This is a genomic window from Amycolatopsis umgeniensis (assembly GCF_014205155.1).
GTDB classification, from domain to species: domain Bacteria; phylum Actinomycetota; class Actinomycetes; order Mycobacteriales; family Pseudonocardiaceae; genus Amycolatopsis; species Amycolatopsis umgeniensis.
In genome coordinates this window covers 1,446,425-1,470,890 of the sequence record NZ_JACHMX010000001.1, presented here as the reverse complement: position 1 = coordinate 1,470,890, position 24,466 = coordinate 1,446,425, and the positions used below count along the sequence as shown (strand labels likewise).

At 69.6% G+C, this 24,466-nt stretch carries 26 protein-coding genes; 14 read left to right on the top strand and 12 right to left on the bottom strand.

The annotated features are described in order from the left end of the window. Positions 1-37 precede the first annotated feature (37 nt). Entirely contained in the window at positions 38-994 is a 957-nt protein-coding gene (locus tag HDA45_RS06265; protein WP_184892730.1) for a zinc-binding dehydrogenase, read from the bottom strand. Between the two features lie 80 nt (positions 995-1,074). On the opposite strand from HDA45_RS06265, the gene HDA45_RS06260 reads away from it, so the two are divergent. From HDA45_RS06260 to HDA45_RS06250, 3 genes are all read left to right on the top strand, one after another. Beyond that, positions 1,075-1,713, top strand: a complete 639-nt coding sequence (locus tag HDA45_RS06260; protein WP_184892726.1) for a TetR family transcriptional regulator — start codon at positions 1,075-1,077, stop codon at positions 1,711-1,713. Between the two features lie 22 nt (positions 1,714-1,735). Beyond that, positions 1,736-2,098 (top strand): nitroreductase/quinone reductase family protein, encoded by a 363-nt coding sequence (locus HDA45_RS06255; RefSeq protein WP_184892724.1) that lies wholly within the window; start codon positions 1,736-1,738, stop codon positions 2,096-2,098. 100 nt (positions 2,099-2,198) lie between these two features. Beyond that, positions 2,199-3,356: a serine hydrolase domain-containing protein gene (locus HDA45_RS06250; protein ID WP_221471029.1), complete on the top strand. Its 1,158-nt coding sequence runs from the start codon at positions 2,199-2,201 to the stop codon at positions 3,354-3,356. On the opposite strand, the gene HDA45_RS06245 is transcribed toward HDA45_RS06250, so the two are convergent. Then, positions 3,357-4,271 (bottom strand): LysR family transcriptional regulator, encoded by a 915-nt coding sequence (locus tag HDA45_RS06245; protein WP_184892722.1) that lies wholly within the window; start codon positions 4,269-4,271, stop codon positions 3,357-3,359. A 72-nt stretch (positions 4,272-4,343) separates the two neighbouring features. On the opposite strand from HDA45_RS06245, the gene HDA45_RS06240 reads away from it, so the two are divergent. After that, positions 4,344-5,309, top strand: a complete 966-nt coding sequence (locus HDA45_RS06240; protein WP_184892720.1) for a DMT family transporter — start codon at positions 4,344-4,346, stop codon at positions 5,307-5,309. Here the strand turns inward: HDA45_RS06240 and HDA45_RS06235 are convergent. Further along, a complete protein-coding gene (locus HDA45_RS06235; protein WP_184892717.1) occupies positions 5,223-5,702 on the bottom strand; it encodes a universal stress protein in 480 nt (159 codons plus the stop codon). The two genes, HDA45_RS06240 and HDA45_RS06235, sit on opposite strands and share 87 nt — an antisense overlap. Further along, the gene (locus tag HDA45_RS06230) at positions 5,699-7,273 is read right to left on the bottom strand and encodes an MDR family MFS transporter (RefSeq protein WP_184892715.1); all 1,575 of its coding nucleotides are present in this window, start codon (positions 7,271-7,273) and stop codon (positions 5,699-5,701) included. The genes HDA45_RS06235 and HDA45_RS06230 overlap by 4 nt, the downstream gene beginning before the upstream one ends. Positions 7,274-7,361: 88 nt before the next feature. Between HDA45_RS06230 and HDA45_RS06225 the strand changes: the two genes are divergently transcribed. Further along, positions 7,362-7,943, top strand: coding sequence for a TetR family transcriptional regulator (locus HDA45_RS06225; RefSeq protein ID WP_184892713.1), 582 nt, complete (start codon positions 7,362-7,364; stop codon positions 7,941-7,943). A 221-nt stretch (positions 7,944-8,164) separates the two neighbouring features. On the opposite strand, the gene HDA45_RS06220 is transcribed toward HDA45_RS06225, so the two are convergent. Both HDA45_RS06220 and HDA45_RS06215 read right to left on the bottom strand, forming a co-directional pair. After that, positions 8,165-8,830 (bottom strand): helix-turn-helix transcriptional regulator, encoded by a 666-nt coding sequence (locus tag HDA45_RS06220; RefSeq protein ID WP_184892711.1) that lies wholly within the window; start codon positions 8,828-8,830, stop codon positions 8,165-8,167. Between the two features lie 236 nt (positions 8,831-9,066). After that, positions 9,067-9,714, bottom strand: a complete 648-nt coding sequence (locus HDA45_RS06215) for a TetR/AcrR family transcriptional regulator (RefSeq protein WP_184892709.1) — start codon at positions 9,712-9,714, stop codon at positions 9,067-9,069. Between the two features lie 162 nt (positions 9,715-9,876). On the opposite strand from HDA45_RS06215, the gene HDA45_RS06210 reads away from it, so the two are divergent. Beyond that, entirely contained in the window at positions 9,877-11,352 is a 1,476-nt protein-coding gene (locus tag HDA45_RS06210; RefSeq protein ID WP_184892707.1) for an amidase, read from the top strand. Here the strand turns inward: HDA45_RS06210 and HDA45_RS06205 are convergent. Continuing rightward, positions 11,297-13,540, bottom strand: a complete 2,244-nt coding sequence (locus HDA45_RS06205; protein WP_184892705.1) for a tetratricopeptide repeat protein — start codon at positions 13,538-13,540, stop codon at positions 11,297-11,299. The two genes, HDA45_RS06210 and HDA45_RS06205, sit on opposite strands and share 56 nt — an antisense overlap. A gap of 93 nt (positions 13,541-13,633) precedes the next feature. Between HDA45_RS06205 and HDA45_RS06200 the strand changes: the two genes are divergently transcribed. Further along, positions 13,634-14,278 (top strand): helix-turn-helix transcriptional regulator, encoded by a 645-nt coding sequence (locus HDA45_RS06200; RefSeq protein ID WP_184892703.1) that lies wholly within the window; start codon positions 13,634-13,636, stop codon positions 14,276-14,278. Between the two features lie 9 nt (positions 14,279-14,287). Here HDA45_RS06200 and HDA45_RS06195 read toward each other — a convergent pair whose 3' ends face one another. Beyond that, the gene (locus HDA45_RS06195; RefSeq protein WP_221471650.1) at positions 14,288-14,857 is read right to left on the bottom strand and encodes a helix-turn-helix transcriptional regulator; all 570 of its coding nucleotides are present in this window, start codon (positions 14,855-14,857) and stop codon (positions 14,288-14,290) included. A 426-nt stretch (positions 14,858-15,283) separates the two neighbouring features. Here HDA45_RS06195 and HDA45_RS06190 point away from each other — a divergent pair, with 426 nt between their 5' ends. The 5 genes from HDA45_RS06190 to HDA45_RS06170 all read left to right on the top strand — a co-directional run bounded on the left by HDA45_RS06190 (position 15,284) and on the right by HDA45_RS06170 (position 18,809). Further along, positions 15,284-15,811 (top strand): toxin-antitoxin system HicB family antitoxin, encoded by a 528-nt coding sequence (locus HDA45_RS06190; protein ID WP_221471027.1) that lies wholly within the window; start codon positions 15,284-15,286, stop codon positions 15,809-15,811. A 51-nt stretch (positions 15,812-15,862) separates the two neighbouring features. Beyond that, positions 15,863-16,708 carry a DUF4097 family beta strand repeat-containing protein gene (locus HDA45_RS06185; RefSeq protein WP_184892699.1) on the top strand — a complete coding sequence of 282 codons (846 nt, stop codon included), beginning with the start codon at positions 15,863-15,865 and terminating at the stop codon, positions 16,706-16,708. A 33-nt stretch (positions 16,709-16,741) separates the two neighbouring features. After that, a complete protein-coding gene (locus HDA45_RS06180) occupies positions 16,742-17,692 on the top strand; it encodes an ATP-binding cassette domain-containing protein (RefSeq protein WP_184892697.1) in 951 nt (316 codons plus the stop codon). After that, positions 17,689-18,477: an ABC transporter permease gene (locus HDA45_RS06175; RefSeq protein WP_184892696.1), complete on the top strand. Its 789-nt coding sequence runs from the start codon at positions 17,689-17,691 to the stop codon at positions 18,475-18,477. The genes HDA45_RS06180 and HDA45_RS06175 overlap by 4 nt, the downstream gene beginning before the upstream one ends. Positions 18,478-18,605: 128 nt before the next feature. Continuing rightward, positions 18,606-18,809 (top strand): alpha/beta hydrolase, encoded by a 204-nt coding sequence (locus HDA45_RS06170; protein ID WP_343072286.1) that lies wholly within the window; start codon positions 18,606-18,608, stop codon positions 18,807-18,809. Positions 18,810-18,887: 78 nt separating this feature from the next. Here the strand turns inward: HDA45_RS06170 and HDA45_RS06165 are convergent, their stop codons facing one another. Genes HDA45_RS06165 through HDA45_RS06155 form a run of 3 tightly spaced genes read right to left on the bottom strand, consistent with a single transcriptional unit; the run spans position 18,888 to position 21,979 of the window. Then, positions 18,888-20,321, bottom strand: coding sequence for an alpha/beta hydrolase (locus tag HDA45_RS06165; protein ID WP_184892694.1), 1,434 nt, complete (start codon positions 20,319-20,321; stop codon positions 18,888-18,890). A 26-nt stretch (positions 20,322-20,347) separates the two neighbouring features. Then, entirely contained in the window at positions 20,348-21,067 is a 720-nt protein-coding gene (locus tag HDA45_RS06160) for an ABC transporter permease (protein WP_184892692.1), read from the bottom strand. Positions 21,068-21,094: 27 nt separating this feature from the next. After that, entirely contained in the window at positions 21,095-21,979 is an 885-nt protein-coding gene (locus tag HDA45_RS06155; protein WP_184892690.1) for an ABC transporter ATP-binding protein, read from the bottom strand. Positions 21,980-22,120: 141 nt separating this feature from the next. Here HDA45_RS06155 and HDA45_RS06150 point away from each other — a divergent pair, with 141 nt between their 5' ends. Together HDA45_RS06150 and HDA45_RS06145 are read left to right on the top strand one after the other, a co-directional pair. Further along, a complete protein-coding gene (locus tag HDA45_RS06150) occupies positions 22,121-23,239 on the top strand; it encodes a histidine kinase (RefSeq protein ID WP_184905350.1) in 1,119 nt (372 codons plus the stop codon). Next, entirely contained in the window at positions 23,236-23,838 is a 603-nt protein-coding gene (locus HDA45_RS06145; RefSeq protein ID WP_184892688.1) for a response regulator transcription factor, read from the top strand. Before HDA45_RS06150 ends, HDA45_RS06145 begins: the two co-directional genes overlap by 4 nt. Here the strand turns inward: HDA45_RS06145 and HDA45_RS06140 are convergent. Next, positions 23,835-24,407 carry a helix-turn-helix domain-containing protein gene (locus tag HDA45_RS06140; RefSeq protein WP_184892686.1) on the bottom strand — a complete coding sequence of 191 codons (573 nt, stop codon included), beginning with the start codon at positions 24,405-24,407 and terminating at the stop codon, positions 23,835-23,837. The genes HDA45_RS06145 and HDA45_RS06140 overlap by 4 nt on opposite strands. Between the last annotated feature and the right edge of the window lie 59 nt (positions 24,408-24,466).

Below are 24,466 nucleotides of genomic sequence, written 5' to 3'. Positions count from 1 at the left end.
TCATCGGAACCGGACACCGCGCTCCACAAAGGACCGGCTAGGGGGTCAGCACGATCCTGCCGAACACTTCGCCGTCGTCCATCTTCCGGTGCGCCAGAACGGCTTTCTCCAGCGGCAGCAGCTCGTGCACCACCGGGCGCAGTTCACCGCGGGCCGCGGCGGCGAACTGCGCCGCTTCCACCGCCCGCTGATCGGGACGGGGCACCGTGTCCGCGCTGAGGGTGGCGAACGACAGGGACTTCCGGAACGCCGCGATGAACTTGGCGCCGAAGTCCGCCGGCGGCATACCCGCGACCACGCCGACAGCCACCATGCGGCCGTTCGGCTCGAGCCTGTCCAAGAACGAAGGCATGTCCACACCGGACACGACGTCGATGACGACGTCGTAAGCCGCCGGACCGTCCCCGTCGCCGGAGCGGTCGAGCACGTGGGTCGCGCCCAGTGCGCGCAGACGTTCGCCACGCTCGGCCGAAGACGTCGTGACCGCCACGGCGCTCGCGCCACCGGCCGCCGCGAGCTGCACCGCCATGATCCCGATGCTGCCCGCCGCCCCGCGCACCAGCACCGACTCGCCTGCGGCGAAAGGCGCGCGGGCGAGCGCGAAATGCGCCACCACGCCGGAAGTCCCGAGGGCCACCGCGTCGGTGGCGGCCAGACCTTCGGGGAGGGCCACTATCCGCTCGACGGGGACGGCCGTGCGCTCGACGTAGCCGCCGCCCTCGCCGGTGAAGGCCCAGACGCGCTGCCCGACCCAGACCGGATCGACGCCGTCGCCGACCGAGGCGACGGTCCCGGCCACCTCGTTGCCGGGAACATGTCCTTCCTGGAAGCCGAAGCCGGCGAGAGCCCCGCTCCGGATCACGGTGTCGACGCCGCCGACACCGATCGCTTCGACGTCGATCAGCACTTCTCCCGCGACAGGAACGGGCTCGGGGCGGTCGACGACCGCCAGACCCTCCGGGCCGCCGAACGCCCGGATCTCGACTGCTCGCATTGCATCTCCCTGAGTACTTCGTTCGCTGGCCGGGCGGACGTTAACGGACGCCCCCGTCCGTTTTCGCTAAAGTGAGAGTGGTGACCAGCCGTTTGCCTCGGATCCCGCGCTCCGACGCCCTGGACAACCGCGAACGCATCCTCGAAGCGGCCCGCGCGTTGTTCGCCACCGAAGGACTGAACGTGCCGCTGAGGGAGGTCGCACGCCGCGCCGATGTCGGCCCCGCCACGCTGTACCGCCATTTCCCGACCAAGGAGATCCTGGCGACGGAGGCCTTCGCCGACCAGATGCGTTTGTGTCACCTCGTCGTGGACGAAGGGCTCGCGGACCCGGATCCGTGGCTCGGCTTCTGTTCCGTGGTCGAGAAGATCTGCGAGCTGCACGCCCGCGACAGGGGCTTCACCGCGGCCTTCGTCTCGGCCTTTCCCAAGGCGATCGACTTCACCACGGACCGCGACTACGCGCTCAAGGCGATCGCCGAGCTGGCTGGCCGGGCCAAGGACAGCGGGAACCTGCGCCCCGACTTCGTCCTCGAAGACCTGATCCTCATGCTCATGGCCAACAACGGGATCCAGGCCACTTCGCCCGCCGCGCAGGTCGCGGCGTCCCGGCGCTTCGCGGCGCTCGTGATCCAGGCTTTCCGGGCCGCACCGGAACAGGCGCCGCTGCCGCCGGTGGCGCGGCTGGCTCTCGTGGCTCCGCCGGGCATGAACCTCTGAAAATCCAGGAGAGGAGCACTCGATGCCGATACCGAGACGATGGGGCCGTGTCACCAAGCGGCTGTTCAACCCGCGCGCGATCGCCAGTGGGAAGTATCCGGTGCTGATCCACGTCGGCCGTACCTCGGGGAAGACCCACCGCACACCGCTCGACGCGCATCCCGTCGAGGGCGGCTACCTGTTCATCCCGGTGTACGGCGCGGATTCGGACTGGGTGCGCAACGTGCTGGCGGCGCGGGGAGCGCGGCTTCGGATCGACGGGCGGGAGGTGGACCTCACCGCTCCGCGGCTGGTCGGGGAGGACGAACTCCCCGCCGAGGTGACCCGTCCGCCCAAGCTGCTCCGGGTCACCGAATTCCTCCGGATGGATCTGGTCCCGGGGTGAACCCTGAGACGCCCCGCCCCGGGGTTAGTACCATGGAGGTATGCGGCATCGTCCTCGAAGCCGATGCCCGGACGAGGCGATGCTTCGTAGTTTTACCGGTATGAAACGAACTTCAGTGGTCATCGCCGCACTTTGCGCGGCAACGCTCGTTTCCCCGGCCGTCGCGTCCGCGACCCCGCAGCTGCAACGGACTCTGCAGCGCGACGCCGACAAACTCGTGGCGGACGGTTCGCCGGGCGCTCTCGTCGAAGTGAGTACGCCCGGAGGCGGCGTCAAGGTGCGCAGCGGCCATGGCGATCTTCGGATCAAGACCCCGGTCCCGTGGAACGCGCATTTCCGGATCGCCAGTTTCAGCAAGACCTTCCTGTCCGCGACGATGCTCCAGCTCGTCGGTGAGGGCCGGCTTTCCTTGGAGGACAAGGTCGATCGATGGCTGCCCGGGGTGGTGAGCGGGAACGGCAACGACGGCCGCGCCATCACCGTCCGGCAGCTGCTGCAGCACACCAGCGGTCTGCACGACTATCTGGCGGAGCTGGATCTCTTCACCGAGGAAGGTTTTCTTCGCCATCGGTTCGACAGGCTCAGCGCGTCCGAGGCGGTGAAACTGGCCGTCGGCAAGCCGCCGGAGTTCGCGCCGGGTTCGAGCTGGGGCTACTCCAACACCAACTACGTGCTCGCCGGGATGGTGACCGAGAAGGTGACCGGTAGGGACTGGCAAAAGGAGATCACCGACCGGATCATCCGGCCGCTGGACCTGCGGGAAACCTCCCACCCCTACACGTCGCCGTTCATCCCCGCCCCGCACGCGCGGGGTTACGACCGGTTCGTCGTGGAGGGCTCGAATCCGCCGCGGCTCGGACGGCGGGTGGACGTGACGCTGATGAACCCGTCGGCGGGCGGGGGAGCGGACGGTTCGATCAACAGCACCACCGCGGACGGCAACAAGTTCCTCCGGGCACTGCTGGGCGGTGAGGTGCTCGAACCCGAGCTGCTGGCCGAAATGAAAAAGACCGTGCCCGCGCCGGGGCTCGGGGCGTACGGGCTGGGGCTCATGAAGCTGACCAGCTCTTGCGGCGACTACTGGGGCCACGGCGGCGCGCTGCCCGGCTACCTCACGGGCAACGGCGTGACCGAGGACGGCAAGCGCAGCGTGATGGTGTCGCTCAACACCCTCACGCCGTACCACCCCGGCGCCGAACTGCCGGAGGGAAACCCGCTGGCCCCCGTGATCGATCACGCCCTCTGCGGTCGCGGCTGATCAGCCGCCCCAAGACCGGGCCGCCTCGACCAGGGCCGTGACGCATTCGGCGACCGCCGGCCGGGTTTCACCCTGGGGCTGCACGGCGTAGAGCTGACGGTGCAGCGGGGGTCCGAGCGCGGTGCACACCACGGTCGGCGGGGCGATCGTGGTGGCCATGCTCGGCACCAGCGTGACAGCGCCGAGCCCGGCGACGACGGCGAACTGGGTGCCGAAACCGCTGACCGTATGCCGCACCGTCGGTTCGATCCCGCGTTCGCGCAGGGTTTGCCGGAGCCAGGCGTTCGCCAGGGTGGGCCGGGCCCAGGCGACCCAGATCTCGTCCGCGAGGTCTTCGGCGAGAACCGACTCCGCGGTCGCCAGCCGGTGCCCGGCCGGGAGCACGATCATCGCCGAGTCGTCGCGCAGGACGGTCCAGCGGGTGTCCGGCGGCCGGGTGAGCGGCAGGTTCTCCCAGCTCTCGACGACCACGACGTCGAAGACGCCGTCGGCGAGCGCGGGGAGGGCCACTTCCGGTTCGACCTCGTGCAGCCGGGCCTCGATGCCGGGGTGGCGTACGGCGAGGCCGGTGAGCGCGGGCGTGATGAACGTGTGCACCCCGGAGGGGATGGCGCCGATCTCGACGACACCGGTCGTCTCGCCGGTGAGCGAGTCCAGATCGGCGCGGGCGGCCCGGAGTTCGGCGAGGACCCGGTCCGAACGCTGCGCGAGCAGCAGCCCCGCCGGGGTGAGCCGCACGCCGCGGCCGTGCCGGACGAGGAGCCGGGTGCCCGCCTCCCGTTCCAGTTTGGTCAGCTGCTGGGAGATCGCCGACGGGGTCACGTGCAGCAATTCGGCCGCCGCGGCGAGCGATCCCCGCCGCCACACCGCGTGCAGCATCCGCAGCCGCTCCACATTGGACAGATCGCCACTCATTAGCCGAGCTTAACCCTCGGGGTAAGAGGATCTCGCTGGTCCTCCCCGTCGTCGTGCGGTCGAATCGAATCCATGGCCCGCCAGAGAGTTTTCGCCGATCCGCGCGCACAAGGAGTACTCGGTGCCCTCGCGATCGCCCTGTCCGCCCCGCTCGTCGCCCTGTCCGGCACGAGTTCGACGACGGCGACGTTCTTCCGCTGCCTGTTCGCGTTGCCGATCCTCGTGGCGCTGGCGCGAACGCGAGAGCGCGGGCACCGTCCCACCCCGGCCGCGCGGCGGCGGCACGTGCTGGCGGGTGTCCTGCTCGGCATCGACATGGTGCTGTGGAGCGAGGCGATCCTCTCCGTCGGCGCGGGTGTCGCGACCGCGCTGGTCAACGTCCAGGTCGTCCTGGTCCCGCTCGCCGGGCTGCTGTGGTTCGGCGAGCGGCCGTCACGGCTCTTCTGGCTGTCGATCCCGCTCATGCTGGCGGGGACGGCGCTGGCCGGGGGACTCGCGGACGGCGGCGCCGCGGGCAGCGATCCCTGGTACGGCACCGTCATGGCGTTGCTGGCGGGCGTGGCCTACGCCGGTTACCTCCTCCTGTTGCGGCGCGCCGGAACCGAAGGCGGCCGCACGACGATGCTCGCCACCGTGACCGCGGCCTCCGCGAGTGTGGGTGGCGTTTCGGGGCTGCTGGCCGGAAACCTCGACGTGACGCCGCCGGTTTCGGCGCTGGTGTGGCTGCTCGTGCTGGCCATGACCGGGCAGGTGGTCGGCTGGCTCCTGATCGGGAAGGCGCTGTCCGCCCTGCCCGCGAGCGGCGGGTCCGCCGTGCTCATGCTGCAACCCGCCGCCGCGATCCTGTTCGGGGCCCTCCTGCTCGGCCAGTGGCCCACGCCGCTGCAACTGGCGGGCTGTGCGCTCGTCGTCGCCGCGGTGGGAGCCGTCTCGTTCCTCGGCGGCCGGTCGTCAAGGGACCACGAGCACCGGCCAGTGCCCGGCCTTGATGAGCTTCGTCGCGACGGAGCCCGCGAACCGGTGGCCCGCCTTCTGTGAGGCGCCGACCACCACCGTGTCGACCTGGTTGCGGTCGGCGGTGTCGCGGAGCGCGGTGTACGGATCGCCGTAGGTCTTCAGGAAACTGACCGGCACTTCCAGCTCTTCGGCGGCCTCGCGGATCTGTTCGCGAAGCTCGGCGTACAGCTGCAAGGTCGTGTCGTGTTCGACCGTCGCCGCGACGGCAGGCCCGAGGTTGGTCAAAGCCGTGCGGCAGACGACGAAGGCGACGATCAGCCTGCCGCCCTCGCGCCGTGCCATGCCGAAGGCGAAAGCGGCCGCCCGCATCGCCGTGTCGGAGCCGTCGACCCCGGCCAGGATGGCCCGCCCCGAAGTCCTCCGGGGCGGGCCGAAACGCTCCACTGTGGACTCGAAGGCCCCTGGGGTGCTCATCCCGCGACCTGGTCGGCCGGGGTTTCCGTCTTCGTCTCCACGTCGAGGGTGGTGCGCAGGGTGAGCGGCTTGAGCAGCAGGGCCGCGATCACGCCCACGACGCCGACCGCCGCGGAGATCAGGAAGATGTGCGCGGTCGCGTCGCCGTACACGGTGTGCACGATCGTCTGGACCTCCGGCGGCAGCGTCTTGAGGTTCAGCGCGCTGACGCTGCCCGTCGACGCCTGTCCCGCCGGCACGTGCAGCGCGGTGGACAGATCGGCGGTGACCCGGTTCGCGAGCACCGCGCCGAGCACCGAGACCCCGATGGTGCCGCCGAGCGACCGGAAGAACGTGACCGAAGCGCTCGCCGAGCCCAGATCCCGCAACGGAACCGTGTTCTGCACGGCGAGCACGAGGTTCTGCATCGTCATGCCGACACCGATGCCGACGATCGCCATCGCGACGCCGACCAGCCACAGCGGCGACGCGTGGTCGACCGTGCCCAGTCCGAGGAACCCGATCACCAGGGTGATCGTGCCCGCCACGATGTACGGCTTGATCCGCCCCGTCCGGCTGATCAGGCGGCCGGACAGGGTCGAGGAGACGAGTACACCCGCCATCAGCGGGATGGTCAGCAGACCGGCTTCGGTGGGGGAGTAGCCGCGGCCGACCTGGAAGTACTGGCCGAGGAAGACCGCGCCGCCGAACATCGCCATGCCGACGGCGAGGCTCGCGACGATCGCCAGCGCGGGGGTGCGCTGGGTGATGATGTGCAGCGGGACGACGGGTTCGCGGACCTTCCGCTCCACCATCACCGCGAACACGAGGAGCACGGCACCGCCCACCACCATGACGGCCGTCTGCCACGACAGCCAGTCGAAGGTGTTGCCGACGAAGGAAACCCAGATCAGCAGGACACTCACGCCCGCGGCGATGAGACCGGCGCCGAGGTAGTCGACGCGCACGTTCTCGCGGCGCACGGTTTCCAGTTTCAGGGTGCGTTGCAGCACGGCGAACGCGAGCACCGCGATCGGGACGCCGACGAAGAAGCACCACCGCCAGCCCAGCCACGGCACGTCCACGATCAGGCCGCCGAGGAGCGGCCCGCCGACCGTGGCGACAGCCATGACCGCGCCGAGGTAGCCGTTGTAGCGGCCGCGCTCACGCGGCGGGATGATCGCCGCGATCACGACCTGGACCAGCGCCTGCAGACCGCCGACGCCGATGCCCTGGAACGCGCGGGCGGCGATCAGCTGTCCGGTGTTCTGGCTGAACCCGCTGATCGTCGAGCCGATCACGAAGATCACGATCGCGATCTGGACCAGCGTCTTCTTGTTGAACAGGTCGGCGAGTTTGCCCCAGATCGGGGTGGTGGCCGTCGCCGCCAGCAGGGTGGCCGTGACCACCCACGTGTACTGCGTCTGCGTGCCGTTCAGCGAGCCGATGATCAACGGCAGGGCGGTCGACACGACCGTCGAGCTGATCATCGCCACGAGCAGCGCGAGCAGCAGCCCGGACAGCGACTCGAGCACCTGGCGGTGCCCCATCGCGCCGGACGGCGCCGCCGCCGTCGTTCCATCGGTCTTCATGGCGTCCCTTCGAGCGTTCGGGAGCAATTATTGCCCACTGTGCAAACTTGCACAGTGGGAACTTTATTCCCCTCGCTACGCTGTCCTGGTGGACACCCTCGACACGCTCCGCACCCGCAAGAAGGCGGCGACGCGGCACTCCCTGCACGAGGCCGCGCTGCGCCTGGCGATGGAGCACGGTCTCGACGGGGTGACCGTCGAGGACATCGCCGACGCGGTCGGGGTGTCCCGGCGGACGTTCTCGAACTACTTCGCGAACAAGGAAGACGCGATCCTGCACGCCGACCGCGAGCGGACCGGGCTGCTGGTGTCGCTGGTCGAAGGCAGGCCGTCCGGCGAGAAGCCGTGGGAAGCGCTGCGCGCCGCGTGCCGGGAGCTGTACCGGGCGCATCCCGTCCCCGACCGCGAATGGGTGGCGCAGCTACGGCTGCTGCGTCGGCATCCGTCGCTGCTCGCGCAGCAGGCCAGCGACCAGTTCGCCCTGGAGCGTGACCTGACGGCGGTGCTGCTCGCCAGGGGGCACGGTCTCGACCAGGAGTTGGCCCGGCTCACGGCGGCGACGTTCCTCGCCACTCTGCGGACCGGGAACGTGCTGTGGCTGGAAGGTCCGGACGATCAGCCGCTTCCCGACGTCGTGGACAGGGTGCTGAGCCGCGTTCAGCTCCGGTGACCGAAGGCGAAGGCCGCGGACCGGTCGTCGGGTGTTTGCTTTGCTGGAGTGTCGATCCGGGTGTCAGTCCTGTGCCGACACGGGTGAGGCGTTGTGAACGCCACTTTCGCAACCTTCACCGTTGCGAAAGCGACTTTCGCAACACGTTCACGACCGCATCCACGACCAAGACGCGCCTCGCGTTCCTTTGGAACCGTCCGTACCACTCGCGGAGGCCCGCCTCAGATCGAGCCGGTCCGCAGGGCGAACGCGACCGCGTGCGTCCGGTTGTGGAGTCCGTACCTCGCCATGACCCGATGGAGGACGTTCTTCACCGTGCTCTCCGAATAGGCGAGTTTGGCCGCGATCTCTTCCGTGCCATGGCCATCGGCCAGCAGCCGGAGGACTTCCCGCTCCCGGTCGGACAGCCCGGACAACGCGAGACCGTTGGGCACCAGCAGGTCTTCCTGTATTCGCTCGAGCTGGGAGAGCAGGCTGCCCTGCAGTCGCGGTGGCAGCGCGCCCGCGCCTTGGCTGACCGCGAGAATCGTCCGCACCAGATGCTCGCTGTCGAGGTCGCGCCGCGGCAGCAACGCGGCCATGCCGCATTCGATCGCCGTCATCAGGACCTGGACCGGGAAATGGTCGGTGACGATCACGCACCTCGGCGGTGACGCGAGCGACGACGCGGCGCGAACCTGGCGCAGGAACGTGAAAACGCCGTCGCCGATCGAATCCCCGACCGTCACGATCACCTCGGCCCGTCCGAGGTCGGTGTCGGACAGCACGTTCAGTCGTTCGTCGGCGCCGAGAATGCTCGTCGTGCCGAGCCCGGCCAGGAGATCCGGGGCGTGCACGGCGACTCTGACGCGGTCGGTCCCCCTGGTGCTCTTGCCTCCGCGATTCATGATCGAAGTCCCCATCCGAAAACGTCGGAAACCCGGAAACGGGCAGGCGGACCGGGCGTCGGGTGCCGTAGGGCCGCCGATCCGCAGTGAGTAGTTCTTGCTTTACTTAGAGGCTATAACGTTACAACGTTGCATGTCAACCGCGGAAGTCGCGGATGCCGTCAGCGTCACAGGGCAAGACGCCCGAAGGGCGTGAAAGGTTCAGTGCGAACGTGATCGGTCTTGGCGAAGGCCGATCATCGCTTCGTGAGGTCGTCCAATTCGTCCGCGATCAGCAGATCGGAATCGAACTTCATACCGGTGAAGTGGCCGGCGAGTTCGAGCGAGAGCACGCCGTGCAGACGGGTCCAGAAGGCGAGCGCGCGGTGCAGGGTCGCGGACGTGGCCGGATCGTCGCCCGCCCAGTCGCGGTGGCCTTCCAGATGCTTGTCGAACGGGGTTTCCGGCTTCTCCACGGTGATCGCTCGGCACGCTTCGAGCAGGACGGCCATGACTTCGGCCGAGATCGCGGTGGTGTCTTCGGGCGCGTGGTAGCCGGGGACGGGCGTGCCGTAGATGAGGAAGTAGCGCTGAGGGTCGCTCCGGGCCCAGTCCCGGATGGTGACGGCGAGGCCGGCCAAGTCGGCGCCGGAGTCGAACGCCGCCCGGACGGTGTCGGCGAGGCTTCGGTAGGCGTCGCGGATGAGCGCGGTGATGAGGTCGTCTCGGCTGGCGAAGTACCGGTACAGCGCCGGGCCGCTCATGCCCACCTGCTTGGCGATCGCGTTGAGCGACAGCGCGGGGACACCGGCGGCGGCGATCTGCTCCCACGCGCGCTGCTTGATCTCCGCGCGCACCTGGTCGCGGTAGCGCTCCCGCGGGCTCTGCCCGTCCGCGTCCGTCATCGGCCCTCCCGCTCCGTCGAGCCCGCAGCTTAGTTGACGAGGAATCGAAGGGGCATGATCCGTTGCACGAACCGCCCTGATCCGCCGGAATCGCCGGGCGCCCGGTCGCCGCTGATCGACAATGGACCCGTTGATCTTCATCCGCGGAGGAGGACGTGCCGGATGGCTGGCGATGATTTCACCTGGCTGGACGCGACGGCTCAGGCGGAACTGGTCCGCACCCGGCAGGTGTCACCGCTGGAACTGCTCGACGCGGCGATCGCGCGTATCGAAAGGCTCGACGGCGAACTCAACGCCGTGGTCAGCAGGCGGTTCGAGCAGGCGCGGCGTGAGGCGGTGACGTCGCGGGGACAGGGGCCGTTCCGTGGCGTGCCGATGCTGCTGAAGGATTTCCTCTGCCACACCGCGGGCGATCCGGTGCACGGCGGCATGCGCGTGCTTCGGGACCGCGACTGGCGCGCGCGGTCGGACTCGTACCTCGCCGCACGCCTGCGGGCGGCGGGTTTCCTGTTCTGCGGCAGGACGAACACGCCGGAACTGGCGACGAGCATCACCACCGAACCGCTCCTCCACGGCGCGACACGGAATCCGTGGGATCCGGCGCGCTCGCCCGGCGGATCGAGTGGCGGTTCGGCCGCCGCGGTGGCCTCGGGCATGGTCCCCGTCGCCCACGGCAACGACATGGCGGGCTCGATCCGGATCCCGGCGGCGGCCTGCGGGCTGGTCGGGCTGAAGCCGAGCCGCGCGCGGACCAGCCTCGGTCCGGACTTCGGCGAATACTGGGGACAGGTCACCCACGAACACGTCCTGACCCGGTCGGTCCGGGACACGGCGGCCGTTCTCGATGTCACGGCGGGAGCCGCTCCGGGCGACCCCTATGCCGCACCGCCGCCCGAACGTCCTTATCGGACGGAGGTCGGCGCGGATCCCGGCCGTCTGCGGATCGGGTACCGGATCACCGCGCCGGGCACCTGCGAAACCGCGCACGCCGATTGTGTCGCCGCCGTCGAACGCACCGCCCGTCTGCTCGAATCCCTCGGCCACCAGGTCGCGCCCACCGCGGCGGCCGCACTGGACGCGCCCGGGATGTTCGACGCCATGCCCCCGTTGCTCGCGGCCGCGGTCGCCTGGGAACTCGACGCCTGGTCCGAGCGCCTCGGGGAACAGCTGCCCACGTCCGTTCTGGAGCCGATGAACGCGATGCTCGCCGAAGCGGGCCGATCGGTCACCGCCGTGCAGTGGCTCGCCGGATCGCTCTCGTCGCAGCGGTGGGCACGCGGGGTGGCGGCGCTCTGGGAGGACGAACTGGACGTCCTCCTCACCCCGACGTCACCCGCGCCGCCCGCCGCGCTCGGCGAGCTGGCCCCGGACGCGAAGTCGCCAGGGGAACTGGCCGCCGGCATCGCCACGGGCGCGGCGTTCACGGCGCCGTTCAACATCACCGGACAGCCCGCGATCTCCTTGCCCCTGCACTGGAACGCCGAGGGGTTGCCGATCGGCGTCCAGCTCGTCGCCGCACAGGATCGCGAGGACGTCCTCATCCGGCTGGCCGCCCAGCTGGAGGAAGCCGCGCCGTGGTCGGCTAGGCGTCCGGAAGGAGTGCCAGTTCGGCCAGCGCCTGTTCCCTCCGGGCGCTGAACGACGGCTCGGGGGAGAGTTCGACGGCCAGGGCGAGACACTCCCTCGCCTCCTCGAAGGCGCCCGCTTCCCGCCACGCACGTCCCTCACGGAACGCGCAGATCGCTTCCATCGAGGCGAATCCGCCTTCCCACGAGAGCCACCGGCTGGTGCGGTAGTAGCCCGCCGCTTCCCGCCATTCGGCGAGATCCCCGAGCACGTCGCCGATCGCGCGCAGGGTCAGCGCCTTCAGCATCCGGTGGAGACCCGGGTACGTGTCGGCCGCCAGCCGTTCGGCGTCGGCGAGGACGGCGCGGTGGACGGCGAGCGCTTCGGACTGCCGCCCGGCCGCGAGCAGCGAACGTCCGTAGGCGTTCCGCGCCGAGTTCTGCCCGTCCCAGAACGGCAGTTCGTCCGCCGACTCGTACCCGCGCTTCGCGTATTCGAAGGCTTCGTCGCTCCGCCCGACGTACCGCAGCACCTGGCCGAGATAGATGGACGCCCAGGCCTGCTCGGTGCGATCGCCGATCCGGGTGGCGATCTCCAGCGCGCGCCGGTGCGCCGCCACGGCGCCTTCCTCGTCGTCGAGACAGACGCTGCACGCCCAGCCGACGAAGTTGAGCAGCTTCGCCTCGTCCCCGGCGTTGCCGAGTTCGCTCGCCGCGGCCGCGCCGAGCGAGAAGATCTCCAGCCACGGCCGCTGCGCGCTCCGTCCGTCGGAGTACCAGTGCAGCGCGACGGCGAGATCACTGACTTCCCGGTGCCAGCCCTTCCGCGCCGCCACCCGTTGCGCGGCGATCCAGTTCTCGCCTTCGACGTCCAGCCAGCGGGCGCCCTCGTCCCGCGAGCCGAAGCGTCCGGTCTCCGGTGCCTCCGGGTAGAACAACCGGGCCGCGTCGGCCGCCTTGTCGAGCAGGTGGACGAGCACGGTGTCCCGCGCGGCCGGGTCCTCCTCCGCCTCGAACCGTTCCTCGGCGAACAAGCGGATCAGGTCGTGGAACTGGTGACGTTCCGGTTCGGCGGTGGCCTGCAGGAGGCTGGCGTCGACGAGTTCGTCGAGGTGCTCACGGACGTCGGCGTCGCTCGCGCCGGACACGACACCCGCGAGTTCGAGACCGAAGTCGGCACCCGGAACGGTCGCCAGCCGCCGGAACAACCGTCGTGCCCCGGCCGAAACCGCGCGATAGGACAGGTCGAACGCCGACCGCAGTTGCAGATCGCCCGCCGCGAGCGCGCGCAGGCGGGTGCCTTCGTCGCGCAGCCTGTCGGCCAGGTGGGCGAGGGACCACTGCGGCCGGGTGGCGAGCCGGTTGCCCGCGATCCGGACCGCGAGCGGCAGGTATCCGCACAGTTCGACGAGTTCCCGCGCCGCGCCGGGTTCCGCGCGCACCCGGTCCGCGCCGATGATCTTGGCGAGCAGGCCGGTCGCGCCGCCGTCAGAAAGCGGCTCGAGCCCCAGCCAGCGGGCGCCTTCGAGTCCGGCGAGCGTCCGGCGGCAGGTGATCAGCGTGAGACAGCCGGGCCCGGTGACCAGCAGCGGCCGGACCTGCGCCTCGTCGGCCGCGTTGTCGAGCAGCAGCAACACCTTCCGGCCTGCGAGAAGCATCCGCAGCAACGCCGACCGTTCGCTTTCGGAGGCGGGCACCTGCCCCGGCGCGACGTCCAGCGCGCGCAACAGCCTGTCGAGCGCGGCACGGGGGCTCAGCGGTTCTTCGTCCATCCCGCGCAGGTCGACCGCGTAGCTCCCGTCCGGGAAATCGACGCGCCACCGGTCGGCCGCCGTCACCGCGAGCGCGGTCTTCCCGACCCCGGCCTGCCCGACGATCGCGACCACGCCGCCACCCTCGGCGACCTTCGCGGACAGCTGGTCCAGTTCGCTTTCCCGGCCGGACAGATCCGCGACGGGCGCGGGCAGCGAGCAGGTCGCGGCGACCTGGGCGGCCAGCGCGGGGTTCCGGCGCCGCCCCTGTTTCGCGACGGTCAGGAAGAACTCCCGGTCGCCGCCGGTCAGGCCGAGCGCGTCCGCGAGCACTTCCGAGGAACGCTGCTGGGCGGCTCGTGCGCGGCCGTGTTCCAGTTCGCGCAGGGCGCGGACGCTGAGACCGGAGGCCTCGGCCAGCCGCTCCTGTGTCCAGCCCGCGGCCCGCCGGTGTTCGAGCAGGAGCTTTCCGAACACCGACCGCTTCTCACTCGCCTCCACCGGTTTCACCGCGCTCCATTCAACCGGCAGGCTTCCGGCGGCGAAAAGCTGCCCCCTTCTTCTGCTTGTCCCGCCTTCTCGGTGGCCGGTTACCTGGAAAGCATGTCGACGATCATGACGACGCCCGTCCGGCCGGTCGTCCGGGCCGACGAGCGCCGGGAGATCCGGGTCGCGGTCCACGCCGGCGACCCGCTCGTCCTGGCGGGCCTGCGCAGTGCTCTCGGCGCCGGCCCTGGCATCACCTTGCGGGACGATCCGGCGACGGCCGACGTCCTCGTCGCGGTCGCGGGGAACGAGCCGCACCGGATCCCGGCCGGACCCGCGCGGCTGGTGCTGGTCGCCGACAAGCCCAACCAGGCCGAACTGTGGGCCGCGGTGGAACGCGGGCTCGCCGTCGTCGTCGCGCGCTCCGAGGCGACGCCCGGACGTCTGCTGCGCGCCGTCGCCGACGCGCACGCCGGCCGGGGCGATCTGCCCGCGGATCAGCTCGGCAGCCTGCTCCGGGGGATTTCGCGGCTGCACAAGGAAGTCCTCGAGCCGCGCGAGCTCACACTCAGCGGCCTTTCACCCCGCGAGACCGAAGTGCTCCGGCTGCTCGCGGAGGGATTCGACACCGGCGAGATCGCCCGGCGGGTGGCCTATTCCGACCGGACCGTGAAGAACATCCTCCACGGCCTGCTCAGCCGGTTCGGCTTGCGCAACCGCACACACGTCGTGGCCTACGCGCTCCGGGAAGGCCTCATTTGACGAGCGCGTTCAGATGACGCCTTCCCGGATCGCGTACGCCACCGCGTGCGACCGGTTCCGCAGTCGCAGCCTGTCCGTGACCGCGTAGATGATGTTCTTCACCGTTCGCTCCGAGTAGGAGAGTTCGGTGGCGATCTCCTGGGTGTCGAGCCCGTCGGCCATCAGGCGCAGGACGTCGATCTCGCGCGAGGAAAGCGCCGCCCCGGCGGGCTCGCTCGGCGCGAGCATCTCCCGGTGGAGCCGCGCGGCGTGTTCGGAGAGCCTGCCGAGCAGGGTGGACGGCGGGGTCACGGCACCCGACGCGGCGAGCCGGACGCTGTCGGTCACCCGGGAGTCGGTCGCCGCCGACCGCGGCAGGATGGCGACCACCCGGCACTCCACCGCGACCGCGAGCCCGCCTTCCTCGATCCGGTCGGTCACCAGGACGATCGGCTTGCCGAGTTCGGCGGTGACTTCGCGCAACGCGGTGGCCGCGTCGGCCGAAAGCCGCTCGAAGGCCGCGACGACGACATCGGTTTCGTCCCGCGCCCGGCCGTCGACCACCTTCACGGACACCCGTGTCCCGAGGAGGTCGGCCATTCCGGCCTTCGTGATGGGGTCCAGGGCGCAGACGCTCACCCGAACTGCTTGCATGCGTTCCTCTTCTGCCATGGACGCCCGTGTCCACTGTGGATCCTGCTTGTCAAGGGCCGCCGGTACAGAAAGCCTTGCCCCTCTGCGCGAGGGGAGTTCTTGTACCGTGGAGTTCGGGAAGCGACTCACCCCGGTGACCCCCACACCGGACGGTGGGTCGCTCCCTTTTTCTTGCGGCTCAACGCAATCCTCGCCCCGGTGGAATGGCCGCGGCAACGTGTCGGGCCGGGTCTGCTTGCCCCGCCAGCGGAACATGGCCGAAGGGGCATGTATGGCGAATTTTCCGCATCTGACCTGCGGATACGCCACTTTGGCGCCACTTGGCGCCAAGTTGTACTTGCGGTGGCGCCATCGCGGTGCCATGATGGTGTCATGGATTTGACGCCCTTTGTGGACAACGTTCGCCGGGAACTCGCCGTCGCCGCCGAGGCGGGTGGAGACGAGGCGAGCGCCCTCGCCGAACGCCTGACCGCGCCGCTCGCGTCGGCCATCCGTCTCGCGCTGCTGGACGCGTTGTCCGCGGCGTCGGACGAGATCACCCGGGATCTCGCGCCCGGTTCGGTCGAGGTCCGGCTGCGTGCCGGCGAAGCCAGCTTCGCCGTCACGCTTCCCGCGGCCGAGCCGTCCGGACCCGTCGCGGCATCGGTGCCGGAGCCGCCGATGCCCCCGACGCCACCGCTTCCGGACGAAGAAGGCGCCACCGCGCGGATCAACTTCCGGCTGCCGGAACAACTCAAGGCCCGCGTCGAGGAGGCCGCGGCCGCGCAAGGCCGCTCGGTCAACGCTTGGCTCGTGCGGGCCGCGTCCGCCGCGCTGCGGCCGTCGGAACCGCCCGCTCCGCCCACGTCGGCGAGCAGCGGTCACCGCGTCGCGCAGCGCTACACCGGCTGGGTCAGCTAGACCCTCCCGACCAGCACAAACACCGATCACGCCACCTTTGAGGGGACAACCATGCCTACTTTCGCCACCCCGGAACCCATTCTCGCGGACCTCGAGCCGGTCGTCGGCTACGTCCGCATCGTCGCCGGCGACCGCACGGACACGGTCGTCGAAGTCGCCCCGATGGACGAAAACAACGACTCCGACGTCGACGCCGCGAGGCGGACCGTCGTCGAGTTCTCCGGCGGCACGCTCACCGTCCGCGCCCCGAAAATGCGTCTGCTCGACTTCTCCCACAAGACGAGGTCGATCGACGTGACCATCGAACTGCCCGCCGGTTCCCGGGTGCAGGGGAGCACCGGCCTCGGCGACCTCACCGCGACAGGGCGGCTCGGCTCCTGCCGCTACAAGTCCGGGACCGGGCACATCCGGCTCGACCGGACCGGTGAACTGAAAGCGCACTCCGCCTCCGGGAACATCGTCGTCGAGCACGTCGACGGCAACGCCGACATCAGCACGAGCTCCGGCCGCGTGCACATCGGCGGGATCACGGGCACCGCGGTGGTGAAGAACTCCAACGGCGCCACCACGATCGGGGCGGCGGGCGACTCGATCCGCCTCCGCTCGGCCAACGGCGACATCACCGTCGAACAGGCCGAGGGCGACGTCGAAGCCAAGACCGCCAACGGTTCCGTCCGCGTACTCGACGCCGCCAGGGGCACCCTCGACCTCGACACTTCGATGGGGGACATCGAGGTCGGCATCCGCGAGGGCAGCGCTGCCTGGCTCGACGTGAACACCCGCTTCGGCCGCGTCGTCAACGACATGACCGCCGCCTCCGCCCCCGACGCCACGACCGACAAGGTCCAGGTTCGCGCCGGCACCTCCGTCGGCGACATCCTCGTCCACCGCTCCTGACCCGTCCGGTCCACACACCCCAGGGGAATCCACATGAGACACCCGGCCATTTCCGCGACCGGACTGCGCAAGTCCTACGGCGACAAGGTCGTTCTGGACGGCGTCGACCTGCACGTCCCGCCCGGCACCGTCTTCTCGTTGCTCGGCCCCAACGGCGCGGGCAAGACCACCACGGTCAACATCCTGTCCACTTTGGTCAGTCCGGACGCCGGGGGAGCGACCATCGCCGGAGCCGATCTGGCCACCGATCCGGACGGCGTCCGCGCCTCCATCGGCCTCACCGGTCAGTTCTCCGCGGTCGACAATCTGCTCACCGGCGAGGAAAACCTGTTCCTCATGGCGGATCTGCACCATCTGCCGCGGCGTACGGGACGCGTGCGCGCCGCCGAACTGCTGGAACGGTTCGAACTGACCGACGCGGCGAAGAAGACACCGGCCACCTTCTCGGGCGGCATGCGCCGCAAGCTCGATCTGGCGATGACCCTGATCGGCGACCCCGAGGTCATCTTCCTCGACGAGCCGACCACCGGCCTCGACCCGCGCAGCCGTCGCACGATGTGGCAGATCATCCGCGACCTCGTCTCCGACGGCGTGACGATCTTCCTCACCACGCAGTACCTGGAGGAGGCCGATCAGCTCGCCGATCGCGTCGCCGTGCTCGACGGCGGCCGGATCGTCGCACTGGGCACGCCCGACGAACTCAAGCGGCGCGTCCCCGGCGGGCACATGCAGCTGAAGTTCCCCGACGCGGTCTCGCTGCGCGACGCGACCCGCGTGCTGCAAGTGTCCACTTCGGACGAAGAAAGCCTGGCGCTCCGCGTGCCGACCGACGGCACCGTCACCGCTCTCCGCGCGGTGCTGGACCGGCTCGACGCCGAAGCCGTCGCCGTCGACAGCCTCACCGTGCACAACCCGGATCTCGACGACGTGTTCCTCAGCCTCACCGGTCACCGGACCGAAGCGACCAAGGAGTTGGCCCGATGACCAGCCTGACCCTCTCGATGCGCGACTCGGCGACCATGCTGCGCCGCAACATCAGACATATGCAACGCTATCCGTCACTCACCATCATGCTGATCGGCCAGCCGATCGTGTTCCTGCTGCTGTTCGTCTACGTCTTCGGCGGCACCCTCGGGAACGGCCTCGGCGGCGGAGGCGGCCGCGCCGAGTACGTCGGCTACGTGACGCCCGCCATCCTGCTCATCACCGTGTGCAGCGCGGCCCTCGGCACCGCCATCTCCGTGGCGACGGACATGACCGAGGGCATCATCGCCCGGTTCCGCACGATGGCGATCAGCAAGGCGTCCGTGCTGACCGGTCACGTCGTCGGCGCGTTCATCCAGACCGCGTTCGCGCTCGCCGTCGTGTTCGGGGTCGCGCTTCTCGTCGGCTTCTCGCCGACGGCGGGTGTCGGCGAATGGTTCGCGGCCGTCGGCGTGCTGTTGTTGCTGACCATCGCGCTCACCTGGCTGTCGGTGGCGCTGGGACTGGCCGCCAAGAGCGTGGAGACGGCGAGCAACACCCCCATGGTGTTCATGCTGCTTCCCTTCCTCGGCAGCGGTTTCGTGCCCACCGACTCCATGCCCGCCTGGCTGCGCTGGTTCGCCGACTACCAGCCGTTCACGCCGGTCATCGAGACGCTGCGAGGACTCCTGCTCGGCACCCCGATCGGCGGCAGCGCTTGGCTCGCCATCGGCTGGTGCGCGGTGTTGTCGATCGTCGGGTACCTGTGGTCGAAGTCCTTGTTCGCCAAGGAACGCGACCGCTGAGCCGGACCTGGACCGGGGGTCGTCCCGGGCCGGAGCGTCGCGCTCCGGCCCGGGACGTTGGTTTTGGCCGTCACGACCGGACCGGTCACGCGGCACTGTGTGGATTTTTGGACATCTGACGTCCCAAAATCCACACGGTCGGGCGTCACCGGTCCGCCGACAGCCGGGCCGTCAACCTCAGGACGTTCGGCGGTTCGCGGCTGGTGACGGTGAAGGGAGCGTTCCGGCACGCCGTGTTCTTGAAGGGCGACAAGTGCGTCGACACGGCTGCGCGGGACTACCTGCTGAGCGGAGAGCTCCCCGCGGACCGGACCTGCCGCGCAAGTCCGTGAAGGCCTCCTTCACTACCTTCAGGGTAGGCAAGGAGGCCTTCACGGACCGGGCCTGCGACCCACCGCAACCACCAGGGTTCAGCAGGCGAGATCGTGCCGCGGCCGCGCGCCGGTGACCAGGAAGCCCGTCGCGAGGTCGTTGGCGCACTTGTTGTCCTTGAACAGGTACGCCAGATGCCCGCCCTGGTCGACGGTGACCATCCTGGCGCGGTCGCCGAAGGCCTCACGCAGTTTCCGCGCGCCCGCCAGCGGCGTGGCCGGGTCGCGGAGGTTCTGCACGATCAGCAGATTCGACGGACCGCGGTCGGTGATCTTCACCGGCGGTTCGACCGGCTCGGACGGCCAGAACGCGCACGGCGTGATGTCCGCGGCCGCCGCGCCGAACAGCGGATGCCGGAACCGGTCGATCGCCACGTTGCGCCGGTACGTCCCGACGCTCTCCGGCCAGTCGGAGTCGTTGCAGATCACGTGCAGCTGGCTCGCGATGTAGTTGTCCGAAGGGAAACCGGCACCGGCGGAGGCGGCCGTCGGCACGGGTTTCCCGGTGTCGAGCGCGCGCCAGGTCTCGGCGAGATGCGGCAGCTTCTTGTCGTAGTAGAGATCGGCGAACGTGACGTGGCGGAACACCTGACCGTTGTAGCCCTCTGGGCTCGGTGTCTTGTCCAGCCGCGCGGCGAGCTCGAAGTACTTCGCGGTCACCTCCGCCGGCGTCCGGCCCAAGCCGTACTCGGGTTTCGAGGCGGCGAACTTCGCGAAGTCGGGGAAGCGATCTTCGACGCCTTGCCCGAACAGCCGCGAGAAGGAGGCGTCCCAGCCGCCGGGGCCGGTCGCGCTGTCGAGCAGGAACCGGTCGCTGCGCTCGGGGAACAACGAGGTGTACACCGAACCGAGGTAGGTGCCGTAGGAGATGCCGAAGTAGTTCACCTTCCGCTCGCCGAGCGCTTCGCGGACGCGGTCCATGTCACGGGCGGTGTTGGCGGTGGTCATGTACGGCAGGAGCGGCGCCGTGGCCGAGGACCCGCATTTCGCGGCGACGGCGGCGACCCGCTGGGCCTCGCTCGTCACGTCGGCGGAGTCACGGGCGTACCTCGGGATGTTGGTCGGATGCTCTTCGAGGGTCAGCCCGCACGTCACCGGGGTGCTGTTGTGGACCCCTCGCGGGTCCATCCCGATCACGTCGTAGCCGTCCAGCACCTCCTGCGGGATGTTCAGCTTCTTGAGGGTGTCCGGATAGGCGAGCCCCTCACCGCCGGGGCCGCCGGTGTTCGTCAGCAGCACGCCGCGGCGCTTCTCCGGTTTGGTGCTCGCCAGCCGCGAGATCGCGATCTCGATGGTCTTCCCGCCGGGATCGCGGTAGTCCAGCGGGACCTCGAGGGTGCCACACTCCAGGCCGAGGCCCGCCGCCTCCTCCGGGCACGGCCCCCATTTCGGCGGGGGCGCCGCCGACGCGACCGCCGGGGTCACCGCGGTCATCAAGGTGGCCGCGAGAACGGGGATCATGGCTTTGCGCATGGGTTTTCCTCCTCGGATCGACAGGGTCACCGGCGCGGTTCCCAGCGGAAGAGCCGGGAGGCGAGGACCACGGCGACGACGACCCACGCCAGGGTCGGGGCGAGCAGGAGCAACGATTCGGAGACGGCGACGCCGCCGTTCCAGGCGTTGACCGCGAGTTCGGTGGCCGAACCACCCGGCAGCAGGCGCTTGAGCAGGGTCAGGTCCTCGGTGCCGGAGATGCCGACCCAGGAAGCGACAGCGATGACACCGAGGCTCACCGGCAGCGTGGTGACCTGGGCGTGCTCGGGGGAGTTGGTCAGGCCCGCGGTGGCCAGCCCGAGGCCGATCATCATGGCGACGGTGGCGAGGACGGCCAGCACCAGCAGGCCGATGTTCGCGGGCGTACCGGTGACGACGCCCAGCACGGTCATGATCACGGCCACCTGGACGAGCGCGATGACGGTGACCGGCAGCACCAGCCCGATCAGGATGGACGCGTCACCGGCCGCCGTCGAGCGCAGCCGCTTGAGGAACAGGTTCTGCCGTCGCGAGGCGAGCGTGGTCACCGAACTGGCGTAGAGGCCGAACGCGCATACGGTGAACATCACGATCGCCGCGATGTAACCGAGACTGCCGATCTTCGCGAAGGTCTCGTGCTGGTAGACGAAGAACGCGCAGATCGCGATCGGCATCACGAAACTGGTGATCAGGACCGAGCGGTTCCGGAAGATCTGGATCAGCTCGCTGTGGGCGATCGAAAGCATGGCTGGAGTCCTTTGTGGAGTGAATGGCTAGTGGTCGTCGATGGCGCGGAACACGTCGTCGAGCCGCGTCGGGCCCGCTTCGAGGTCCTGCAGTTCGATCGCGTTGTCCTGCGCCCACCGCAACAGGGTGTGCAGATCCTTCTGCAGGCCGAAGGTCTCGATGACGAACTTCCCGTCGTGCTCCCGCCTGCCCTGCAACGGCAGCGCCGGGGCCGGGGCGGGGAGGGCGAAGCGGATCACGGCGGGCAGCGTCCGCGTGAGTTCGGAGACCGTGCCCTCCTGGTGGAAGGTCCCCCGGTGCATCAGGCCGATGCGGTCGGCGCGCTGCTGGGCTTCCTCGAGGTAGTGCGTGGTGAGCACGATCGTGGAGCCGTCCTCGCGCAGTTTGTCGACCGCGTCCCACAGCGCGTCCCGCGACTGGATGTCCAGACCGGTCGTCGGCTCGTCCAGGAACACCAGTTCCGGCGAGCCGTACACCGCGGTCGCGAAGTCGAGCCGCCGCTTCTCGCCGCCGGAAAGCTGCGAGACCTTGGTGTTCGCCTTGCGGGTGAGATCCACGATGCCGAGCACCCGTTCGAGCCGGTCCGTGCGGTGGGTCAGCGTCCCGATCAGGCGGATCGACTCCTTCACCGTCAGATCCGGTGAGAAACCACTCTCCTGCAACATGATGCCCATTTTGGGCCGTACGGCGGCGCGGTCCCGCGGGCTCTTTCCCAGGACGCGCACCGTGCCCGACGTCGGGGTCCGGTGCCCTTCGAGGGTTTCCAAGGTCGAGGTCTTCCCTGCCCCGTTGGTGCCCAGCAGGGCGTAGAATTCGCCTCGCCCGACCTGAAAGGACAGATCCTTCACGGCGTGGAAGTCGCCGTACTTCAGGTTCAGGCGGTCAACGTCGATCACTGGTGTCGAAGTCATACCTCGATCTCAACCGCTCCGGCCGGGAACGGCCAGTGCGGCCACGTCATGATCGGGCCGTGACATTCTTCGGGCGAACCCATGACGTGGTGTCACTGTTGCCCACCGTCGCCCAGGGCCGATACTGGGACCATGTCTGATGTGGACACCGAGCCGGCGCGGGGAAAGCTGCGCAAGCTCAACCTCACCATGTTCATCCCGCTCTTCACCGTCGCCGGGGTGATCGTGGTGGCGTCGGACGCGCGGACCTGGTGGCACGCCGTCGTCCTGAGCGCGAGTGCGCTGGCGGCCTTGATCGCCTTCGTGCGGTGGACGTCGGGCGAGCTCCTGCGGGTCGCGATCCCGTGTCTGGCCGTCACAGGCCTCGTGTGGCCGTTTTCCGTACTGGTGATCGGCGGCGGTTCGGCGTTCTTCGGGATCCTCCTCGTGGGTTCCTTCGTCGTTCCCCAGCTTCCCCGCCACCGGGTCGCGGCCGCGATCGCGCTCGTCGCGTACATCGCGGCGGTGGGCGCGACGAGGCTGCTGGTCTCCCACGAGGACGTCTCCGAAGAGCTGATCAGATTCGTCTTCGTCCCCGCCGCGGTCACCGCCATCGTGCTCGGGCTCATGTTCCCCAACAAGCGCTTCTACGACGTCGTCCACGAACTCGAGGAGTCGCGGGAACGGGAGGCGGAATTGGCCGTCATCCGCGAACGCGTCCGCTTCGCCAGCGATCTGCACGACATCCAAGGCCATACCCTCCACGTGGTGAAGCTGAAGACAGCGCTCGCCACGAAACTGGTGGACATCGACGCCGAGCGGGCCAAACAGGAGCTGGGGGAGATCCACGCGCTCGTCAGTGACACGATCACCCAGACGAAGGAACTCGCCTATGCTCAGCGGCGGCTCAACCTCTCCGCCGAGCTGGAGAACGCGAGGAACCTTTTCGAGGCCGCGGGGATCCGCGTGCGGATCAACCGGGAGGGGGATGTCGATCCTGAGGCGGGAAGGCTGCTCGGCCAGGTCCTCCGCGAGACCACGACCAACATCCTGCGTCACGCCCAGGCGACGCGGGTGCGGATCACCCTTTCGGAATGGAGTATCGGCATCGTCAACGACGGCGCCCAGCACTCACCGCTACCCGAACTCCGCGGGCTCGCCGCGCTCGAGCAGCGCGTCGTCGCGGAAGGCGGCGAGCTGACGGTGCAACAGGAAGACGGACAGTTCGTCACGGCCGCGTCCTTCCCCGGCCGGAGTTCCGAAGCTACGGAGAAACGATGACCACGGTGGTGCTCGCCGACGACGAAGCCCTGCTCCGCAAGGCGATGGCCGCGTTGCTCCCGCTCGAAGGCGAGATCACCGTCCTGGCGGAAGCGGAGAACGGCGAGGAGGCCGTCGAGGCCACCCTGCGGCACGAGCCCGACGTCCTCGTCATCGACCTCGAAATGCCCGGCGTCGACGGGCTCGGCGCTGTCGCGGAGATCCGCCGCACGCGGCCGAACCAGGTCATCCTCATGCTGACCAGGCACGCGAAACCCGGTGTGCTCCGCAAAGCCCTCAAACTCGGCGTCCAGGGGTTCGTCAGCAAGGCGGCCGAACCGTCGCACATCACGTTCGTCATCGCCGCCCTGCACCAGGGCAAACGCTGGATCGACCCGGACGTCTCCGCACTCGCCGTCGTCGACGACTGCCCCCTCACCGAGCGGGAGCTCGAGGTGCTGCGGGTGACCGGTGAGGGGTATTCCGTCGCCGAGATCGCCGCCCAGCTCCACCTCGCGCAGGGCACGGTGCGCAACTATCTCTCGAACGCCATGCAGAAGACCCAGACGCAGACCAGGCACGAGGCGGCCAGGTACGCGCGTGAGCACGACTGGCTCTAGTTCGCCCGGATGTGGGCGCGTTCGCCCTGCGGTCCGAAAAGGACAAGGGTCTCGACGGCGTGGCCGTCGGCCGAGCCGAGCCAATGCGGCAGCGCGGTGTCGAACTCGGCGGCCTCGCCGGGCGGCAGGACCATGTCGCGATCGCCGACCACCAGCCGGAGCCGTCCATTGAGGACATACACCCATTCGTAGCCGCCGTGGGTCTGCGGCGTCGGTTCCGCCGGTTCCGGACGGCTGGGGATGAGCATCTTGAAGGCCTGCACGCCGCCGGCGCGGCGGGTGAGCGGCAGGAAGGTCATGCCGTGACGGTGGATCGGCTGTAAATGGATCCGAGGATCGCCTGTCCGAGGTGCCCCGACGAGGTCGTCGAGGGGAACGCCGTGCACGCGGGCGAGCGGGAGCAGTAGCTCGAGCGTGGGGCGCCGCCCGCCGCTTTCCAGCCGGGACAAGGTGCTTTCGGAGATCCCGGTCGCCGCCGACACCTCGGCGAGGGTCAGGCCACGGTGTTTGCGCAGCGCGCGCAACCGGGGGCCGACAGCGTCCAGCACCTCGTCAGTCTCGTCCGCCATGCCGTCGATCTTGCCAGGTCGGCAAGTTTTCGTGCCAACCCGCGCCGCCCGAGGCGAAG

Coding starts and splice junctions, on each gene's coding strand:
- HDA45_RS06245 (WP_184892722.1), bottom strand. CDS start 4,271: ATGAGTGGCGATCTGTCCAATGTGGAGCGGCTGCGGATGCTGCACGCG.
- HDA45_RS06180 (WP_184892697.1), top strand. CDS start 16,742: ATGAGACACCCGGCCATTTCCGCGACCGGACTGCGCAAGTCCTACGGC.
- HDA45_RS06160 (WP_184892692.1), bottom strand. CDS start 21,067: ATGCTTTCGATCGCCCACAGCGAGCTGATCCAGATCTTCCGGAACCGC.
- HDA45_RS06190 (WP_221471027.1), top strand. CDS start 15,284: ATGGATTTGACGCCCTTTGTGGACAACGTTCGCCGGGAACTCGCCGTC.
- HDA45_RS06220 (WP_184892711.1), bottom strand. CDS start 8,830: ATGAATCGCGGAGGCAAGAGCACCAGGGGGACCGACCGCGTCAGAGTC.
- HDA45_RS06210 (WP_184892707.1), top strand. CDS start 9,877: ATGGCTGGCGATGATTTCACCTGGCTGGACGCGACGGCTCAGGCGGAA.
- HDA45_RS06230 (WP_184892715.1), bottom strand. CDS start 7,273: ATGAAGACCGATGGAACGACGGCGGCGGCGCCGTCCGGCGCGATGGGG.
- HDA45_RS06195 (WP_221471650.1), bottom strand. CDS start 14,857: ATGGCCGACCTCCTCGGGACACGGGTGTCCGTGAAGGTGGTCGACGGC.
- HDA45_RS06255 (WP_184892724.1), top strand. CDS start 1,736: ATGCCGATACCGAGACGATGGGGCCGTGTCACCAAGCGGCTGTTCAAC.
- HDA45_RS06240 (WP_184892720.1), top strand. CDS start 4,344: ATGGCCCGCCAGAGAGTTTTCGCCGATCCGCGCGCACAAGGAGTACTC.
- HDA45_RS06215 (WP_184892709.1), bottom strand. CDS start 9,714: ATGACGGACGCGGACGGGCAGAGCCCGCGGGAGCGCTACCGCGACCAG.
- HDA45_RS06155 (WP_184892690.1), bottom strand. CDS start 21,979: ATGACTTCGACACCAGTGATCGACGTTGACCGCCTGAACCTGAAGTAC.
- HDA45_RS06140 (WP_184892686.1), bottom strand. CDS start 24,407: ATGGCGGACGAGACTGACGAGGTGCTGGACGCTGTCGGCCCCCGGTTG.
- HDA45_RS06175 (WP_184892696.1), top strand. CDS start 17,689: ATGACCAGCCTGACCCTCTCGATGCGCGACTCGGCGACCATGCTGCGC.
- HDA45_RS06250 (WP_221471029.1), top strand. CDS start 2,199: ATGAAACGAACTTCAGTGGTCATCGCCGCACTTTGCGCGGCAACGCTC.
- HDA45_RS06200 (WP_184892703.1), top strand. CDS start 13,634: ATGTCGACGATCATGACGACGCCCGTCCGGCCGGTCGTCCGGGCCGAC.
- HDA45_RS06235 (WP_184892717.1), bottom strand. CDS start 5,702: ATGAGCACCCCAGGGGCCTTCGAGTCCACAGTGGAGCGTTTCGGCCCG.
- HDA45_RS06145 (WP_184892688.1), top strand. CDS start 23,236: ATGACCACGGTGGTGCTCGCCGACGACGAAGCCCTGCTCCGCAAGGCG.
- HDA45_RS06265 (WP_184892730.1), bottom strand. CDS start 994: ATGCGAGCAGTCGAGATCCGGGCGTTCGGCGGCCCGGAGGGTCTGGCG.
- HDA45_RS06185 (WP_184892699.1), top strand. CDS start 15,863: ATGCCTACTTTCGCCACCCCGGAACCCATTCTCGCGGACCTCGAGCCG.
- HDA45_RS06165 (WP_184892694.1), bottom strand. CDS start 20,321: ATGCGCAAAGCCATGATCCCCGTTCTCGCGGCCACCTTGATGACCGCG.